The 16,952-nt window shown below is 71.9% G+C and carries 13 protein-coding genes; 7 read left to right on the top strand and 6 right to left on the bottom strand.

Going from position 1 to position 16,952, the window contains the following annotated elements; all coding sequences use genetic code 11:
- Positions 1-80 precede the first annotated feature (80 nt).
- Positions 81-1,364 carry an MFS transporter gene (locus tag ACYUED_RS40085; RefSeq protein WP_491289317.1) on the top strand — a complete coding sequence of 428 codons (1,284 nt, stop codon included), beginning with the start codon at positions 81-83 and terminating at the stop codon, positions 1,362-1,364.
- Between the two features lie 67 nt (positions 1,365-1,431).
- On the opposite strand, the gene ACYUED_RS40080 is transcribed toward ACYUED_RS40085, so the two are convergent.
- Together ACYUED_RS40080 and ACYUED_RS40075 are read right to left on the bottom strand one after the other, a co-directional pair.
- Positions 1,432-1,899: a hypothetical protein gene (locus ACYUED_RS40080; RefSeq protein WP_491289316.1), complete on the bottom strand. Its 468-nt coding sequence runs from the start codon at positions 1,897-1,899 to the stop codon at positions 1,432-1,434.
- A gap of 124 nt (positions 1,900-2,023) precedes the next feature.
- Positions 2,024-2,962: a hypothetical protein gene (locus tag ACYUED_RS40075; protein ID WP_491289315.1), complete on the bottom strand. Its 939-nt coding sequence runs from the start codon at positions 2,960-2,962 to the stop codon at positions 2,024-2,026.
- A 455-nt stretch (positions 2,963-3,417) separates the two neighbouring features.
- Between ACYUED_RS40075 and ACYUED_RS40070 the strand changes: the two genes are divergently transcribed.
- From ACYUED_RS40070 to ACYUED_RS40050, 5 genes are all read left to right on the top strand, one after another.
- On the top strand, positions 3,418-6,525 hold the full coding sequence (locus ACYUED_RS40070; protein ID WP_491289314.1) for an AfsR/SARP family transcriptional regulator: 3,108 nt from the start codon (positions 3,418-3,420) through the stop codon (positions 6,523-6,525).
- Positions 6,526-7,033: 508 nt separating this feature from the next.
- Positions 7,034-7,699, top strand: coding sequence for a M15 family metallopeptidase (locus tag ACYUED_RS40065; protein WP_491289313.1), 666 nt, complete (start codon positions 7,034-7,036; stop codon positions 7,697-7,699).
- A gap of 110 nt (positions 7,700-7,809) precedes the next feature.
- A complete protein-coding gene (locus ACYUED_RS40060) occupies positions 7,810-8,292 on the top strand; it encodes an RNA polymerase sigma factor (protein ID WP_266525914.1) in 483 nt (160 codons plus the stop codon).
- 97 nt (positions 8,293-8,389) lie between these two features.
- Positions 8,390-9,529, top strand: coding sequence for a C40 family peptidase (locus tag ACYUED_RS40055; RefSeq protein WP_491289312.1), 1,140 nt, complete (start codon positions 8,390-8,392; stop codon positions 9,527-9,529).
- Between the two features lie 205 nt (positions 9,530-9,734).
- Positions 9,735-10,802, top strand: a complete 1,068-nt coding sequence (locus ACYUED_RS40050; RefSeq protein WP_491289311.1) for an AraC family transcriptional regulator — start codon at positions 9,735-9,737, stop codon at positions 10,800-10,802.
- A 7-nt stretch (positions 10,803-10,809) separates the two neighbouring features.
- On the opposite strand, the gene ACYUED_RS40045 is transcribed toward ACYUED_RS40050, so the two are convergent.
- From ACYUED_RS40045 to ACYUED_RS40035, 3 genes are read right to left on the bottom strand one after another with little or no spacing between them, the layout of a single operon-like run.
- Positions 10,810-12,216, bottom strand: a complete 1,407-nt coding sequence (locus ACYUED_RS40045) for an aldehyde dehydrogenase family protein (protein WP_491294649.1) — start codon at positions 12,214-12,216, stop codon at positions 10,810-10,812.
- 29 nt (positions 12,217-12,245) lie between these two features.
- Positions 12,246-13,121: an SDR family NAD(P)-dependent oxidoreductase gene (locus tag ACYUED_RS40040; protein ID WP_491289310.1), complete on the bottom strand. Its 876-nt coding sequence runs from the start codon at positions 13,119-13,121 to the stop codon at positions 12,246-12,248.
- A complete protein-coding gene (locus ACYUED_RS40035) occupies positions 13,118-14,464 on the bottom strand; it encodes a flavin-containing monooxygenase (protein ID WP_491289309.1) in 1,347 nt (448 codons plus the stop codon). The genes ACYUED_RS40040 and ACYUED_RS40035 overlap by 4 nt, the downstream gene beginning before the upstream one ends.
- A 212-nt stretch (positions 14,465-14,676) precedes the next feature.
- On the opposite strand from ACYUED_RS40035, the gene ACYUED_RS40030 reads away from it, so the two are divergent.
- Positions 14,677-15,300 (top strand): TetR/AcrR family transcriptional regulator, encoded by a 624-nt coding sequence (locus tag ACYUED_RS40030; protein WP_491289308.1) that lies wholly within the window; start codon positions 14,677-14,679, stop codon positions 15,298-15,300.
- A 344-nt stretch (positions 15,301-15,644) separates the two neighbouring features.
- Here the strand turns inward: ACYUED_RS40030 and ACYUED_RS40025 are convergent, their stop codons facing one another.
- Positions 15,645-16,838 (bottom strand): MFS transporter, encoded by a 1,194-nt coding sequence (locus ACYUED_RS40025; protein ID WP_491289307.1) that lies wholly within the window; start codon positions 16,836-16,838, stop codon positions 15,645-15,647.
- Between the last annotated feature and the right edge of the window lie 114 nt (positions 16,839-16,952).

The raw sequence follows: 16,952 nt of genomic DNA, 5'->3' as shown, positions 1-16,952 counted from the left end.
TGTGAAAGTCGTCGGTACGAGAGGTGTGCCACCACGGCCGTGAGGTGTGCCTCCCCGGCCCCGCGGGGAGGGTCGCGATCATGACAGAGACGCAGACGCCCGCCTCGTCGACGAAGCGGTCCGTACGACAGCTCTTCGCCGCCTCGGTGGGCAACGCGGTGGAGTGGTACGACTGGTACGCCTACACGTTCCTGGCCACCTACATCGCCGCCGCGGTCTTCCCCAAGGGAGCGGACAACTCGCTGGTGCCGCTGCTGTCGACGTTCGCGGTGTTCGCGGTGGGCTTCTTCATGCGGCCGGTCGGCGGGCTGCTGATGGGCGCGATCGCGGACCGGCACGGCAGGCGGGCGGCGCTGACGGTCACCATCCTGCTGATGGGCGGCAGCAGTCTGCTGGTCGGCCTGACACCGACGTACGCGGCGGTGGGCGTGCTGGCTCCGGTGGTCCTGGTGCTCGCCCGTCTGCTCCAAGGCCTGTCCGTGGGCGGGGAGTTCGCGGCCTCGACGACCTTTCTGGTCGAGTCGGCGGGACCGGGCCGACGCGGCCTCTTCTCCAGTTTCCAGTACGTCTCCACGACGGCCGGCCAGCTCGTCGCGTCCGGTATCGCGACCCTGCTCGTCGACACCCTGGGCGAGGGCTCCATGAACGGCTGGGGCTGGCGGATTCCGTTCGCCTTCGGGGCCGTACTGAGCCTGGTCGGGTTCTGGATCCGGCAGGGCGCCCAGGAGACCCGCAGCGAGGAGCAGCAACAGGCGCCCCGCCCCGGCCTGCTGGAGGCCCTGCGCCGCCACCCGCGCGAGTCGCTGCTCATCTGCGGGATCACGGCGGGCGGCACGATCGCCTACTACACCTGGACGTCGTATCTGCCGACGTACGCCCAACTCAACGCGGGCGTAGCCGCGTCGGACGCCCTTCTCGCGGGCACGATCTCCCTCGCCTTCTTCGGTCTGCTCCAGCCGCTGGGCGGACTGCTCTCGGACCGCTACGGCCGTCGCCCGCTGCTCCTCTTCTTCGGAGTGGGCTTCGCCCTGTTGAGCGTGCCGCTGCTGCACGCGCTGCGGGACTCGTTCGCGGTGCTGCTGATCGTCCAGTGCGCGGGCATGGTCCTGCTGACCGGCTTCACCTCGATCAGCGCGGCCGTGAACGCGGAGGTGTTCCCGCCGCGGGTGCGCGCGGCCGGCATCGGCTTCCCGTACTCGCTGACGGTCGCGCTGTTCGGCGGTACCGCTCCCTATGTGGGCACGCTGTTCAAGGAGTTGGGGCAGGCGGGCCTGTTCCCCTGGTACGTGGCCGCCCTGTGTGTGCTGTCCTCGCTGGTGTATCTGCGGCTGCCGGAGACCGCCCACACCGAGCTGCGCCGCTGACGGCACGACCCGCCGGCGCGATGCCGGCGGGCCGTGGCCGCACCCTGGTGTCAACCGCAGCCTGGTGTCAGCTGATGAAGGAGCCCGGGGCGCAGGCGCTCGACGTCACCCACGTGTGCGACACGATGTTGTTGTTCATGTTCGCGTTGTTGGTGAACTTGTTGCGGCTGAGGTCGTCCACGTACTTCTCGCCGGGCTTGAGGCAGCCGTACGCGGTGTCGTCGTACTGCGAGTAGTAGTAGAAGGCCACGACGTCCTTGCCGCCGACGAAACCGCTGTTCATGACCGACGAGGCGGTGTTCGCGTCGGAGCCCTGGAAGGGGCCCGCGCTGTCGCTCCAGTTGGGGTCGCTGCCGGGCGTGACGCCGAGGAGCGTCCCGCCGCAGTCGTTGCCGTCCCAGGCGCGGACGTCGCCGTCACGGCCGTGCGAGTTCCAGTTGGCGTTGCAGCCCGGGCCCGCGTGAGCGGCCGCCGGGATGGCGAGGCCGAGGGCCGCGAGGCCCAGGGTGGCGAGGGAGACGGTCAGTTTGCGCATGACGGATTCCTGTTCTGCTTCCGCCTCGTGGGAGGCGTGGGCGTGGTGACGATCCGCGAGCGATGTCGCGGGGAACTGTCCGTGACGCGGGGTCACGGAAATCAGGGGGCGGGCGCCGGCCGGATCAGGCCCGCGCGGGGACGATCCGCTCTGCACGGGCGAGGGCGTGCTGCCGCATCCGCCGGTGGGCGTCGAGGGCGTCGCCGTACTTTCCGGCCAGTTCGCCGACGTAGTGGGCCTCGCGCCGCTCGCCGATCGAGCGGAGGGAGACGGAACGGGCGCAGGTGGCGTCGGCGACCGCGATCCGGGTCTCCTCCGCGAAGGTCCTGGCCTCCTGGGCCCGGGTCTGCTCCGCGCCGTGGTCGCGTGTGGCCTGACGTGCCGCGTCGGGATCGGGGAAGGGGTGGCCGGCCTTGCTCATGCAGCGCGACCAGGCCCCCACCGCGTTCTTGAACTCCTTGTCGCGCAGCAGCTTGCCCACGTACAGCGGCCGCAGGTTGCTGGCGGTCGCGTCGGCCCGGAGCCAGGCCGCCGGGTCGCCGTACAGCGTGTTCTCGGCGGCGCCGGCGCAGCCGCCGGACTGCTTGGTGATGGTGCCGCCGGAAGGTACCCGCGCCTTCAGCACGGCGGCGTCCCGGCCGCCGTCCATCGCGGTGTCGTAGGCGCGCTGCCGCGAGCGGGAGAGGGACTTGCGGTAGGAGATGTTGGGGTTGCGCAGGCGGGCGCGGTCCTCCTTCGCCATGATCCTGCTGCCGTAGCCGTGGGCGCGCGCCCAGTCGACGTCGTCCTGGACGTAGCCGACCGGCCGGCTCTCCTCCAGGCTCAGCGGCCGCTCCGACCAGAAGCGGAAGCCCTGCTTCGTCATGCAGCGCGTGATGAGGCTCTGCTCGGCGTCGGAGATCCGCAGGTCCTGGGCGTAGGTGAGGTCCCGGACGTGTGCGGCTGCCTCCGCCCTCGCGGCCGGCGAGGTGCGCCGGGGCGCGTCGGTGCCCGCCGTGCAAGCGGTCAGGACGAGCGAGGCCAGCGCGGCGATCACGCCCACCGTGGCGGTCGTGCGTCGCATGCTGCGCTGCCTCGGTATCACCGTCCGGCGTGGGTCGTCGGTGCGCTTCATCGGCATGCTCCCGGGGCGTGGTCGAACTGGCGTGGTCGAACTTGCTTGTTCTTTCGAGCCGTTGACGCCTCGGGACGCCCGTCCGTATGCCTCTCGAATCGCAGGTTTTTTTCTCGCGGTCGGGGTCATACGAGGGCGGCGGGCGAACCGTCTTTCCTGTATGCGACCCGGTTTTCCCGGGGGACGGAATCCAGCCAAGTGGCGATGGGGGTGGAGAGCCACCCGAGACCGACCGGTCGGCGGGCAACAGGCATTACCAACACCGATATTGCGGGTGGGCCTCACGAGCACACCGGACCGTCCGGATTCGGACACGACGGCCCGGCTGTCGCCGTGTCGTGGGCATGTTCGCCGATATCTTTCGCCGTGATCCGCGGGGCGGATGGTACGGCGATCGGGGAACGATGTTCGAAGTGCGTCTGCTCGGTCCGGTGGAGGTGTGGGCGAGGGGCAGACGGGCCCCGCTCGGCGGCATCAGACCCCTGGCGGTCCTGTCCGCGCTGGTCGTCCACCTCGGCGAGGTGCTCTCCACCGAGCGGCTCGTGGACTGCGTCTGGGACGAGCAGTCGCCCGCGACCGCCGCCGCGCTGGTCGCCACCCATGTGTCGGCCGTGCGCCGCGCCCTGGCCAGGGTCGGCGAGGCGGAGCTGATCCGGACCCGGCCGCGGGGTTATGTGGCCGACCTCGACCCGTCCCGGGTCGACGCCCGCCGGTTCGAGGAACTGCTCGCGTCGGGCCGGGCCTCGGCCGCGCGGGGCCGCCCCGAGGAGGCCGCCGAGCTGCTGTCCGAGGCGCTGGGGCTGTGGCGTGGCCAGGAGGCCCTGGAGGGGCTCGGGCAGTCGTTCGCCCGCATCGAGGCGGCCCGGCTCGCGGAACTGCGGCTCGTCGGCCAGGAGGAGTCCTTCGCGCTGCAACTGGAACTGGGCCGCGCGGACCGGACGATCGCTCCCCTGCTCGCGCACGTCGCCGCCCATCCCCTCCGGGAGCGGCCGCGCGGCCAGCTGATCACCGCGCTCGCGCGCACCGGCCGGGTCTCCGACGCCCTGCGCACCTACCAGGAGGGCCGCGAGGCGCTGCGCGAGGAGCTGGGCATCGACCCCGGGCCGGAGCTGAGGGCGCTGCACAAGGCGGTGCTGACCAACGACCCGGAGCTGCTGGGCCCCGTCCCCCGGAGCGCGACGGACGGGCCGGCCGGGCATCCCGGGGCGGCGCGGGAGGGCGCGGGCCGGAGCGCCCCGGTCCCGCGTCCACGGCCCGCGCCCTCCCATCTCCCGCCGGACATAGCCGACTTCGTGGGCCGTCGCGAGCAGATCGACTGGGCCGCCTCGCTGCTGGCCGGGGTCGACGACACGGGCCGTACCGCGCCGCCGATCGGGGTGATCTCCGGACGGTCCGGAACGGGCAAGACCGCCCTGGCCGTACACGTCGGCCACCGCACCTGCGAACTCTTCCCGGACGGGCGGCTGTTCGTGGACCTGCGGGCCGCCGACACGACCCCGCTGGAACCCGCCGACGCCCTGGCCCGACTACTGCGCGCCATGGGCGCCGAACCGGAGACGCTGCCGACGTCGGTCGAGGAACTGACGGGGCTGTACCGCACCCACATCGGCCACCGGCGCATCCTGCTGATCCTCGACAACGCTGCCGGCGAGGCCCACGTACGGCCCCTGCTGCCGCCCGGCCCCGGCTCCGCCGTCCTCGTCACCAGCCGCCGCCGGCTGGTCGCGCTGGAGGGCGCAGCCCACCTGGATCTGACCGTGCCGGACCCGGTCGAGGCGCTCGAACTGCTGCGCCGCGTGGCCGGGCGGGACCGCACCGGCGCCGATCCGGAACGGGCCGCCGAGATCGTCTCGCTGTGCGGGCGGCTGCCGCTGGCCGTGCGCATCGCCGGGGCGCGGCTCGCGGCCCGCCCGCACTGGGTGCCCGGCCGGCTCGCCGACCGGCTGCGCGACGAACGGCGCCGGCTCAACGAACTGCGCGCCGGAGACCTGGAGTTGCGCACCAGCCTGGAACTCGGTTACGCCGACCTCGACACACAGGAACGGCGGGCACTGCGCCGGCTGGCCCTGCTCGACCTGCCCGACTTCGCGGCCTGGATCGCCGCCCCGCTGCTCGACATCGGCACGGAGGAGGCCGAGGAGGCCGTGGAGCGGCTGGTGGACTGCCACTTCATCGACGTGATCGGCGTCGACGACACCGGGCGCAGCCGCTATCGCATCCACGATCTGGCCCGCGAGCACGCCCGTGAGCGCTGCCTGTCGGAGGAGAACGCCGAGGAGCGTACGACGGCCGTGCTGCGGCTGGTGGAGTGCTGGCTGGGACTCGCGCAGCAGGCGGCCGCCCGCGGTCCGGGCGGAGCGGCCCGCTACTTCCCGGAACCGGCTGCCGTACGGCCCCTCGACCCTGCCGACCCGCAGGCCGAGGACGAGCTGCTGGAGCGGCCCGCGGCCTGGTTCGCCGCCGAACAGGCCTGTCTGCTGGCCGCGGTGGAGTACTGCGCCGACCACGGGATGGACCGCGCCGCCCGCGACCTGGCCGGGGCGCTGATCGCCAGCTCGGCCGCGCTGTACAACCAGTTCGACGCCTGGTCCCGTTCGCACGCCGCGGCCATGGCGGCGATGCGCCGCAGCGGGGACGGCGAGGGCGAGGCCTGGCTGCTCACGGGCCTCGGCCAACTCCGCTACGAACAGGACCAGTTCGAGGAGTCCTACGCCTACTTCGGTGACGCCCTGCGCCTGTTCGAGGCACGCGGCGACGTGCCGTGGGGCGCGGCGCTGGCGCTCGCCGGGATGGGCACGGCCCGACGCGAACAGGCCCGGTACACCGAGGCGTCCGAGCTGCTGGCCGCGGCGCTGGAGCGGTACGGGGAGTCCGCGGACCGAGGCGCGCGGGCCCGTGTGCTGTACGGCATCGGTTATGTGCACCGCGAACAGGGGCGCGACGCGCAGGCGCTGGACGCCCTGTCGGGGGCGCTGGAGCTGTACCGCGCGGCGGGCGACCGGCACGGCGAGGGACTCACCCTGCGGTCGCTGGCCCTGTGCCACCGGGCCGAGGGCGCCCTGGCGCAGGCGGAGCGACTGCTCCACGAGGCACTGCGGATCTTCACCGGCCTGCACGACACGTTCGGGATCATGTACACCGAACAGTCCCTGGCGAAGACGGAGTTGCGGCAGGGCCGGCCGGACGTGGCGCGGGTACGGCTCGGCCGGTGCCTGGCGGTGGCCCGTGAGCGCCAGGACCGGTTCGGCGAGGCGCTGGTACTGCGCACCCTGGGCGAGTGGCACCTGGCGGCCGGCGATCCCACCGCCGCCCGAGAGCCACTGGAGCAGGCACTGGCCATGTGGGAGGCCCTGCACCTGCCCCTGTGGCACGCCCGCACCCTCCGGGACCTGGCCCATGTCCGGGCAGCCCACGGCGACGAAACCGCCGCGCAGGCAGCCCGCGCCCAAGCGACAGCCGTCTTCCAGGAACTGGACTGCCGCGAAGCACGAGAACCGGGCGCCGCCAACTGACCCGGACCGGCCGCAGAAGTCCCGGAGCAGACACCGACCACGCGAAAGCCCCTGCACCTGCCCCATGGCACACCCACACACTCCCGGACCCGGCCCACGTCCGGGCAGCCCACGGCGACGAAACCGCCGCGCAGGCAGCCCGCGCCCAAGCGACAGCCGTCTTCCAGGAACTGGACTGCCGCGAAGCACGAGAACCGGGCGCCGCCAAGTGACCCGGACCGGCCGCAGAAGTCCCGGAGCAGACACCGACCACGAGAAAGCCCCTGCACCTGCCCCGTGGCACACCCACACACTCCCGGACCCGGCCCACGTCCGGGCAGCCCACAGCGACGAAACCGCCGCGCAGGCAGCCCACGCCGAAGCGACAGCCGTCCTCCAGGAACCGGACTGCCGCGAAGCACGAGAACCGGGCGCCGCCAAGTGACCCGGCCCGGCTGCAGAAGTGCTGGTGGGCCGCTTGCAGGGAACCTGCAGAGCATTTGCAGCGGTCCCCGCCACTCTGATGTGCGTGACGGACATCATCACGCTCTCGGACCCCCGGGTCGCCGCGGTCGCGGCGGCCGAATGCGGTGAACCGCTGGTCGACCTGCGCGACACGGGCCAACTGCGGCTCGACCACCGGCAGGCCGACGACGACGGCAGCTACGCCCGGCTGCGGACCGGCGCGCTGCGCCGGCTCGTCCGGGCGCAGCGCCTGCTGCCGGCCGGCGTCCGGTTCCTGGTGGTGGAGGGGTACCGGCCGCCGGACCTGCAGCGGCGGTACTTCGAGCAGTACGCGCGGACGATGCGCCTGGCCCACCCCGACGCGGCGCCCGAACGGATCCGTGAGCTGGCCAGTGCCTACATCTCCCCGCCGGAGGTGGCGCCGCACGTCAGCGGCGGGGCCGTCGACCTGACGCTGTGCGACCAGGACGGCAAGGAGTTGCCGCTCGGCACCGAGGTCAACGCCACCCCGGAGGAGAGCGACGGTGCCTGCCGCACCGAGGCGCCCGGCATCAGCGCCGAGGCACGTGCGAACCGGGCCGTGATGAGCTGGGCCCTCACCGCGACCGGCTTCGTCAACTACCCGACCGAATGGTGGCACTGGTCCTACGGCGACCGGTACTGGGCCCTGCTGCGCCAGGCCCCGGCCGCCCGCTACGGACCCGCCACCCCACCCGGCACGACGGCCTGACCAGCCGCCGGCCAGGGCACGGCACGACCACACCGTACGACCGAGGGGGAACAGCATTGGAGATCAGCAGCGCAGCCTGCCCGCCACCGCCGCGCACGGACGCCGACCGGATGAGCGCGGGGGACTTCGACGCCTCCTTCACCGCCGACATGCCGCGGCTGCGCCGCCGGCTGCTGGCGCTGACGGGCAACCCGCACGACGCCGACGACCTGCTCCAGGAGACGTATCTACGGCTCTCCCGGCGCGCCCGCGCCCAGAACCTGACGCGGCAGCAGCATCCGTACGCCTACGCCTGCACCGTCGCCCTCAACCTGCTCCGCGACTCCTGGCAGCACCCCTCCCGCCGGGAGCAGACCACCGACCGGCTGCCCGAGGCGGGCTGGGACGGCGGGCTGGCCTCGTACGAGGCGTCCTCGACCACGCTGGCGCTGCTGAGCGTGCTCTCCGAGAAGGAGGCCGCGGCGGTGATCCTCGTGGATCTGGAGGGCCTCAGCCACGACACGGCCGGCGAACGGCTCGGCGCCCACCGCGGCACGGTCCAGCGCAACCGCATGCGCGGCCTGGCCAAGATGCGCGCCGCGCTCGACAACTAGTGCCGCTCCCCCCACGGGGGTGGGGAGCGGCACGCAACGTCTCCCACCGCCGTCGCCGGGCCACCCGGTGACGTCACGTCGACGAAGGAAGACTTCCGTGAAGATCAGCAGTGCGCGCCGCCGGACCAGCGGCGGGCTCCTGGGGGCCTCGGTCCTGGCCCTGACCGCCTTCTTCTCCGCGCCGGCGCACGCCGCCGCCCAGGACACCGCCTGCGGGGTCCTCTCGCCGGGTGCCTCGGCCACCGCGCAGGCCGCCGTGAACGCGGCCTGTTCGCAGATCGGCGTCTGGTACAGCTGGGGCGGCGGCCACGGCGCGACGCCCGGTGCCACCTACGGCTACTACGACGGCTCCGACCCGGACAGCCTGCACGACAACGAACGCAAGGGCTTCGACTGCTCCGGTCTGATGCGCTACGCGTACGGGAAGGCGACCGGCAGGGACCTGCTCAACGGCACGTCCGACGACCAGTTCCACAGCTCGCAGGCCTCCGCCCGTTTCTCCGCCTCGCAGGGCGCGGCCCCACTGCTGCCGGGTGACCTGATGTTCTGGGGCAGCGGCCACATCCACCACGTCGCCATGTACCTGGGCGGCGGACAGATGGTGGAGGCGTACGAGTCGGGCACCCATATCCGGGTCGCGCCCGTGCGCACCGGCGGCGACTACACGGGCGCGATACGGGTCAGCGGGTCCGGCACGCCCACTCCCCCGCCCGCGAACGGCGGTTCGACCTTCGAGACCTGGGGCACGGGGGTGCACACCCACACCACGCCGAGCACGCGCTCCTCCGTCGTGGACACCTTCTCCGGCCCGACCCAGGTGTCGGTCCAGTGCCAGGAGCACGCGGAGACCGTCACCGCCGAGGGCTACACCAACGACATCTGGTCCAAGCTCTCCGACGGCTCGTGGATGACGAACATCTACATCAAGGGCCCGGCCTCACTGCCCGGCATCCCGGACTGCGGCGGCAGCAGCACCCCGCCCCCGAGCGGCGGCAGCAAGGCGTTCCAGACCTGGGGCACCGGGGTGCGCACGCACAGCGAGCCGAACGTCAACGCGGGCGTGGTCGACTACTTCGCGCAGCCGACCACGGTCAACGTGGTGTGCCAGGCCCACGCCCAGCAGGTGACGGCCGAGGGCTACACCAACGACGCCTGGGCGAAGCTGACCGACGGCTCGTGGGTGACGGTCATCTACATCAAGGGCCCCGAGTGGCTGCCGGGCGTGGCCACCTGCTGATCGGGCCCTGACAGGGGCGGCGGCGTCCGGTCGGCGACGGCTTCGCGAAGGCTGAGTCGCGCGTCGGCCGGGCGCCCGCGGTCAGGCGGCGGGGCCTCGTCGTTCTGCGGCGTACGTCCCGTTGCGGGGCTGGATCATCGATATTCATCGATCCCGCTGCCTAGTGTGGGCGCAACGAGCATCGCCCTGGCCACAAGGAACGCCCATGCGCAGCCACCCCGCCCCGGACGACACCCCGGGCACCAGTCGCAGTACCTCGGCCACCATCCCGCCGAACATCCTCCGATACCTCGCGCTGGTCGCGGACGGGTACGGCGTCGATCTCCGGCCCGAGCTGACCCGTGTGGGGCTGGACCGGTCCGTGATGCGCTCCGCTGCGCTGCGGGTCTCCTACCGGCAGGGCAGCGCCGTGATCCGCCGTGCCGTGGAGCTCACCGGCGATCCTCATCTGGGCCTGCGCGTGGGTGCGGCACAGCACCTGACCGCCTGGGGGCTGCTCGGCTTCGCGCAGATGGCCGCCGGGACCCTGCGGGAGGCCATCGAGACGGGCGTGCGCTTCCAGAACCTGTCCGGGGCCATGGTGGTCTGGTCGGCCGGCGTCGAGGAGGCCGGCTATGTGCTGCGCGCCGAGTTGCCCGACCCCGCGCTCGATCCGGCGGTCGCGGTCTTCCTCGCGGAGGAGGCGTTCGCCAGCGTCGTCACACTGACCCGTCTGAGCAGCGGCGCCGAATTCGCCCCGCAGAGCGTCGAGTTCGCCCTTCCGGCGCCGCCCGACACGGATCCGTTCACCGAGCTGTTCCGCTGCCCGGTGCGTTTCGCCAGGACCGGGAACCGCATGGTGTTCCCCATGGTGTGGGCGCGGCGCCCGATGCCGGGCCGGGATCCCGTCACGTACGCCTCCGCCCTTGAGTTGCTGGAGGAGGAGATGACGTCACGCCGCGACCAGCAGGACCTGTTGGAGGTGCTGGAGATCTCGATCGCGCAGAGCCTGCCCGACGTGCCCTCGTTCGTCGAGCAGGCCCGTCGTCACGCCTCCAGCGAGCGCACTCTGCGCCGTCGGCTGGCCGAGTGCGGCACGACGTACGAGGCCGTTGTCGACGGTGTGAGACGTGAGCGGGTCGAACAGCTGCTGCGTCGGCCGGAGTTGACGATGCGTGACATCGCCCGGCAGGCGGGTTTCTCCGACGTGCGGGCGCTCAGGCGGGCGGTGCACCGCTGGCACGGTGTGGCGCCCCGCAGGCTGCGCGTGCGGGAGGGGCACCCCGACGACTGACGCACGGTCAGCGCGTTCGGATCCAGACCGTCTTCTCCCTGGTCCACTGTTCGAAGGCGCTTGTGGACTTCTCCGCGCCGCCGAAGCCTGACTGCTTCCAGCCGCCGAAGGGGGTGGTGATGTCGCCCTCGCTGTAGGCGTTGACCGAGACCACGCCGGCCTCGATGCCCCGGGCCAGGCGGAAGGCCGCGTCGAGGTCGCGGGTCCATACCGAGGCGGCGAGGCCGTACTCGGTGGCGTTCGCCAGACGTATCGCCTCCTCCTGCGAGGTGAAGGTCTGCACGGTGACGACCGGGCCGAACAGCTCCTGTGTGACGGCACGGCCGTCCTCGGGGGCTCCGGTGACGACGGTCGGCGGGTAGTAGGCGCCCTGCGGGTGCAGGCCCGCGGGCAGGACTCCGGTGTGGATCCGCGCGCCGAAGTCGCGGGCCTCCTCCACCGCAGCCGCCACCCGGTTCCTGGCTTCGTGACCGATCAGCGGGCCGATCTGTGTCTCCGGCTCGGCCGGGTCCCCGATGACCAGTGCCCTCGTGGCCGCGGTGAACCGGGAGACGATCTCGTCGGCGATGTCCCGGTGCACCAGGACGCGGGAGCCTGCCGTGCAGTTCTGGCCCATGGTCAAGAACGCGGCCTCGATCATGTTCTCGATCAGCTCGTCGCCGTAGTGGAGCGCGTCCGGCAGCAGGATCTGAGGGCTCTTGCCGCCCATTTCCAGGGAGACCCGCTTGAAGTTGCTCTCGGCGGCGGCGGTCAGGATCCGGCGTCCGGTGGTGGTGGAGCCGGTGAACGACAGCGCGCGTACCAGCGGGTTCCGGGCGAGGGCCGCACCCGTGACGGAGCCGTGGCCGGGCAGCACCGTGAGCACGCCGTCCGGCAGGCCCGCCTCCGCCGCCAGAGCGGCCAGGTGCTGGGTGGATCGCGGGGTCGCCTCGGCCGGCTTGAGCAGCAGGCTGTTGCCCGCGGCGAGTGCGGGGCCGGCCTTCCAGGCGGCCATGGCCAGGGGGTAGTTCCAGGGCAGGATGGCCGCGGCGACCCCGACCGGCTCCCGGCTCACCAGCCCCAGGCTCTCGTGACCGGTGGGGGCGAGGCGGCCGAAGACCTTGTCCGCCGCTTCCGCGAACCAGCTGATGGACTCGATCGCCCCGGGCACGTCGCCGGTGCGGCACTCGGTGATCGGTTTCCCGGCGTCCTCGCTGTCCATACGCGCCAGGACTTCGGCGTCGCGCTCCATGAGGCCGGCCAGGCGCAGCAGCACGGCGGCCCGCTCCCGAGGGGACCTGCCGGACCAGACACCGCTGTCGAAGACCTTGTGTGCTCGCTCTGCCGCCGCCGCGACACCGTCAGCGCTCACTACGGGAACGGCCGTGATCAGCTCGCCTGTCGCCGGGTTGACGACAGGGAGCGTCTCCTCCATGCCACTGTTCGTGCCGCTGTTCGTGCCGCTCACGCTTCCTCCACCAGTTCCCAGCGGCCGCCGGTCCGGCGGGCCAGTCCTCTGCGACGCAGGTCGTCCAGATAGCGGGCCATGCCCCGCTCACCCCGCTTGCGGAACAGCGGGAAGAGCTTCGGCAGAAGGTTCGGTGCCAGCATCGCGAACCGCACCAGGCGGGACTCACCGGGCCGGACGTACGCCTCCAGCCGCGGCCTGTCCAGGAGGCTCACGACCGCCCGGACGACGTCCGCCGGCTGCTGTGGCTGCTCCTGGAACTGCAGGGAGTTCCCACCGTCCACGGCCTCCTGCCGGAGCATCGGGGTGTCGGTGGCCGACGGCAGTACGGAACCGGCACGGATGCCCTTGCTCCTGAGATCCAGCCCGATGGCGAGCATCGCGCCGCGCAGCCCGAACTTCGACGCGGTGTAGATCGGGGTCTCGCCGAGCGGGAAGATCCCGCCCAGGGACACCGTGGTGACGACGCGCGGGTCGCCGGCCGCCCGCAGCAGCGGGATGGCGATCCGCGTGGTCACCAGAGGGGAGAGCAGGTTGAGGTCGATCTCCCGCTCGATGCTCTCGACGCTGCGCACGTCGAACCGTTCGGCGCTGGTCATGCCGACGTTGTTGACCAGCACATCGATACGGCCGTGGGTCACGGCGACGGAATCCAGCGTCCGCTCCACCGCGGCGCGGTCCAGCAGGTCGCAGCCCAGTCCGGCATGCCCGCTGCCCGGCAGGCCGGCCGCCGTCCGCTCGGCCCGCGCCTCGTCGATGTCGACCACGACCAGTCGGGCCCCACCGGAGGCGAAACGGTGGCACATCGCGCTGCCGATGCCTCCGGCGCCGCCCGTCACCAGGATGACCTTGTCTCGGAAGTCGTACGTCATGACGCCACCGCCTCGCGCCGCACCGACGTCACCCGAGGCGGCAGGCCGGCCGTGCGCCAGCCCATCGCGGAAGCGACCTTGGCGAGGTGATGCACGATGGCCTCGCTGTGGACGTAGCCGGTGTGGCGCGGCGATTCGACGAACGTCAGCCCACCGGTCAGGTCGGGCCGGTCGCTGCGGACGAGGCGGGCGAACCGCTCGGCCGTGGGGAGGCCGCCCCGGGCGTCCAGGATGAAGGAAGCGATCAACTGTGCCTGGGTGTCGAAGAGTTGGTAGGCACCTGAGTTCGTCTCCACGAAGCCGACACCGAACAGCCCCTCGTGTTCGCGGGAGAACGACGACAGGTAGAGGTCGGGATGCTGCTCGGTCCCGAAGTACTCCTGTGCGGCCGGGACTTTGTGCACGTATCCGGTGGCGAGCAGTATCAGGTCGAAGTCGTCACTGCTGCCGTCGGTGAAGTGCACCGTCCTGCCCTCGGTACGGGCGATCCCGGGCTTGGCCGTGACGTCGCCGTGCTGGAGGTGATGGAGCAGCATCGAGTTGATGGCCGGGTGCGTCTCGAACAGCTTGTGGTCGGGCTTCTGCAGGCCGAGGCGGCGCGGATCGCCGTTGATGATCCGCAGCAGCGCACCGAAGAGCTTCTGCTGGAGCCACATCGGCAGGTGCGGGCCGCCGGCCGCGATGGTGTCCACGGGGCGCCCGAACAGGTGCTTGGGGATGAACCAGTAGCCGCGCCGCATGCTGATCACCGCATGGTCCGCCGCACGGGCCGCGTCGCAGGCGATGTCGAGCCCGGAGTTCCCCGCGCCGACCACCAGCACGCGCTTGCCGCGCAGTTCGTCGGGGCTGCGGTAGGTGACGGTGTGCCGGATCTCGCCGGTGAAGTCGCCCGGCAGTTCGGGAATGCTGGGGTGCCATTGCGAGCCGGTGCACATCACGACCTGCTGGTGCACGCTCTCCCGCCCGTCGGCCCGGGTCACCGTCCAGGTGCCGTCCGTGTTCTTCGCCACGCTGCGAACCTCGGTGCCGAACTCGATCCGTTCCCTCAGCCCGTACGCGTCGGCGAACGACGTCAGGTAGGACAGGATCTGGTGGTGCGGCGGATAGTCCGCGAAGTGGTCCGGCATGGGGTAGCCGCCGAAGCCGGACAGGGTCCTGCTGGAGATGAAGTGGGCCGACTCGTACATCGGGCCGCCCGGGTTGTCTATGTCCCACAGCCCACCCGGCCCGGTGTGCCGCTCGATGTGGGTGTACGGCAGGTCGCGCTCCGCCAGCGCCCTCGCGACCGCCAGCCCCGCGGGCCCGGCCCCGATGACACATGTGTCGTACCGGTTCTCGTTCACGGTCCGCCTCCGTTCCTTGCCCGCGTCGCAGGCGTTGCCGGGAACCTACGCAACCGCAGACCGGCGGGGACTGACCTGCGCGGCCACAGAGGGGACCTCAGCGGCCAGGCGACTGCCGCCGGCGTCACCCTCGCGAGGTGCGACCGACCGAGATGTGACAAACGACTTGATCGTTCGACTCATTCGGTGGACTTAGTCGGTATAATGGGTGCATGGCTCACGTGACCGCGGCCGAACGCCGCCCCCAGCTGATCAGAGCGGCGATCGACCTCATGACGAGGGAGGGCGTCGCCGCCGGCAGCACGCGCGCCATCGCTGCCGAGCTGGGCGTCGCACAGGCCACGGTCCACTACACCTTCGGCACGAAAGAGGAGCTGTACCGCGCGGTCATGGAGCAGCTCACCGAGGGCCTGATCGCGCAGGTCGAGCGCGCAGCGCCGGACGACGCCGGTTTCGAGGAGGCGGTCGCCGCACTCGCCGGCGCCCTGTGGCGCACCGTGCGCGAGCAGGCGAGCAGCTACCAACTGCTCACGGAGCTGACGATGTTCGCCCTCCGCACACCTCGCCTGACCGAGGCTCTCCAGGGCCACTACCACGGGGTGAGCGAGGTGACGGCGAAGCTGGTGACCGAGGCCGCGGAGCGTACCGGGTACCGGCTCGCCCAGCCGGCGGAGACGATCGCGCGGTTCTTCCTCGCCGGCTTCGACGGGCTGACGATGCAGCACCTCTCCCTGCCGGACGAGGCGTCCGAACACATCGGTCTGCAGTCCCTGGTCTCCGCGACCGTGGCCCTGGCCGGGGGACAACTGCGCCTGGCGGAAGTGCCCTCGGACTGACCGGTACGCGGGTGCGGATCGCGAGCACAGTCCGCGCCACGCACCCGCCGCTGCACGGCCGACACCGACCTGCACCACGGCGAACACCGTTGCCTCGCCCTCGCCATCCGGCTGGGAGGCAGAGACTGTACGCCCGTGGAAGCACACATTGCCCGGAATCCATGAGAGCAAGGATTCCGGGCATCCCGGGAGCATTGAACGTTGCGCGGTACGGCCGCAGACGACTGGCGTGGCGGGGGCCTGTTGAGTCGGCACGGAGCGCGGTGCCAGTGTCGCCACTGGTCCGTTTCTCCGTGCCGGTTCAACAGGCCCCCGCCACACGCGTGTTGGCCGGGCCTGGACGGTCAGGTCGCCGACACGGACGCCGGCTCTTCGTGGGCGGAGTCCTTCACGCCGGCCACCGTCATCCTGAGCAGCGGCAGCGAGGCGACGAACGTGCCGATCGCCAGGACGATGCTGAGGACACCGGCTCCCGCACCGTCGAGGATCGCGCCGATGGCCAGCGGTCCGATGCCGGTGCCCAGCGCACCCGCCCCGCTCAGGGAGGCGACAAGGCGCCCGGTCGGGTCGATGAGCGCGGCGGCGGCGAGGGTCTGCACCAGGACGGCCAGCTGACAGGTCTGCCAGGCGACGGCGGCGACGATGAAGAGCACCGGGTCATGAGTGGAGATCAAGAGGGCCATCGCGAGGGCCTGCGCCGTGACGAAGGCGGCCATGGACCTCATGCGGCCGAAACGGTGTGCGGCGACCGGGCCGACCACGGCACCGACGAGGGCCACGACGCTGGAGATCGCGAGGACGGCCGAGACGGCGGAGTGCGACATGCCGGTGTGCTGGCGTCCGAGGACCGAGGCGTAGGACCACGCGCCCTGAGTGACCGCCCACAGCAGCGCGGTCCCGGCCAGCAGGACCACCGAGGGCTTGGCCATGGACGCCCCGGCGGACCGGTGGCCGGCAGGTGAGGTGCCCGGCGTGGCGGGCCCGTCCGGCAGCCGCCTCACCAGTGGCCAGGCGACGAGGCAGCACAGCGCCATCAGGAGGAAGCCGGTGCCCTCGCCCAGGCTGTGGTTGGCCTCGGGAACAGCCATGATCAGCAGTGCTGTCACGACGACCACGCCGGCGATGGTGACGGCGGACGCCCTGTCGGCGTCGTCGGTGGCGGCGAGCGCGGCGGTGGCCGCCGCGTAGACCGCGCCCAACCCGGCTCCCAGGACCAGGTTGGCCAGGATCAGGGTCACCGGTTCGGGCGCGACCGTCGCTGCGAGGAAGCCGACCGCCGCGACGGCCAGACCGAGGCGGGTCATCCTCACCCTCCCCGGCCGGGCGGCCCGCTTGGCCAGCAGCAGCGTCACGACCGCGGTCGCCATCAGCTGTGTCGCGGCCACGAGCCCGGCGCCGGAGTCCGAGATCCTGAAGCGCGACGCGAAGTCGTCGACGAACACGGGCATCACGTTCGCTCCGCCGTTGCCAAGGGTCACTCCGGCGACCAGCGCCACAGCCACACCGAAGGTCAGGGCGGATGCCTTCGGCGTCTTCACCGGCACCCCCGCTGCGAGAAGTGCTGCGAGAAGTGCGGGGTGCCTGCAGAACCCCGGCGGACCGCCGAGTGTGCAACAACCATCAGAACCTCACCGGTAGGAGGGCGTAAGAGA

Source organism: Streptomyces sp. DF42, from assembly GCF_058267695.1.
The sequence above is the reverse complement of the archived record's forward strand: the minus strand, read 5'-3'. Positions and strand labels throughout refer to the sequence as shown.

What these genes read in the sequence shown, in the direction of transcription:
- ACYUED_RS40085 (WP_491289317.1), top strand. Translation starts at nt 81, where the DNA reads ATGACAGAGACGCAGACGCCCGCCTCGTCGACGAAGCGGTCCGTACGA.
- ACYUED_RS40080 (WP_491289316.1), bottom strand. Translation starts at nt 1,899, where the DNA reads ATGCGCAAACTGACCGTCTCCCTCGCCACCCTGGGCCTCGCGGCCCTC.
- ACYUED_RS40075 (WP_491289315.1), bottom strand. Translation starts at nt 2,962, where the DNA reads ATGCGACGCACGACCGCCACGGTGGGCGTGATCGCCGCGCTGGCCTCG.
- ACYUED_RS40070 (WP_491289314.1), top strand. Translation starts at nt 3,418, where the DNA reads ATGTTCGAAGTGCGTCTGCTCGGTCCGGTGGAGGTGTGGGCGAGGGGC.
- ACYUED_RS40060 (WP_266525914.1), top strand. Translation starts at nt 7,810, where the DNA reads ATGAGCGCGGGGGACTTCGACGCCTCCTTCACCGCCGACATGCCGCGG.
- ACYUED_RS40050 (WP_491289311.1), top strand. Translation starts at nt 9,735, where the DNA reads ATGCGCAGCCACCCCGCCCCGGACGACACCCCGGGCACCAGTCGCAGT.
- ACYUED_RS40045 (WP_491294649.1), bottom strand. Translation starts at nt 12,216, where the DNA reads ATGGAGGAGACGCTCCCTGTCGTCAACCCGGCGACAGGCGAGCTGATC.
- ACYUED_RS40040 (WP_491289310.1), bottom strand. Translation starts at nt 13,121, where the DNA reads ATGACGTACGACTTCCGAGACAAGGTCATCCTGGTGACGGGCGGCGCC.
- ACYUED_RS40030 (WP_491289308.1), top strand. Translation starts at nt 14,677, where the DNA reads ATGGCTCACGTGACCGCGGCCGAACGCCGCCCCCAGCTGATCAGAGCG.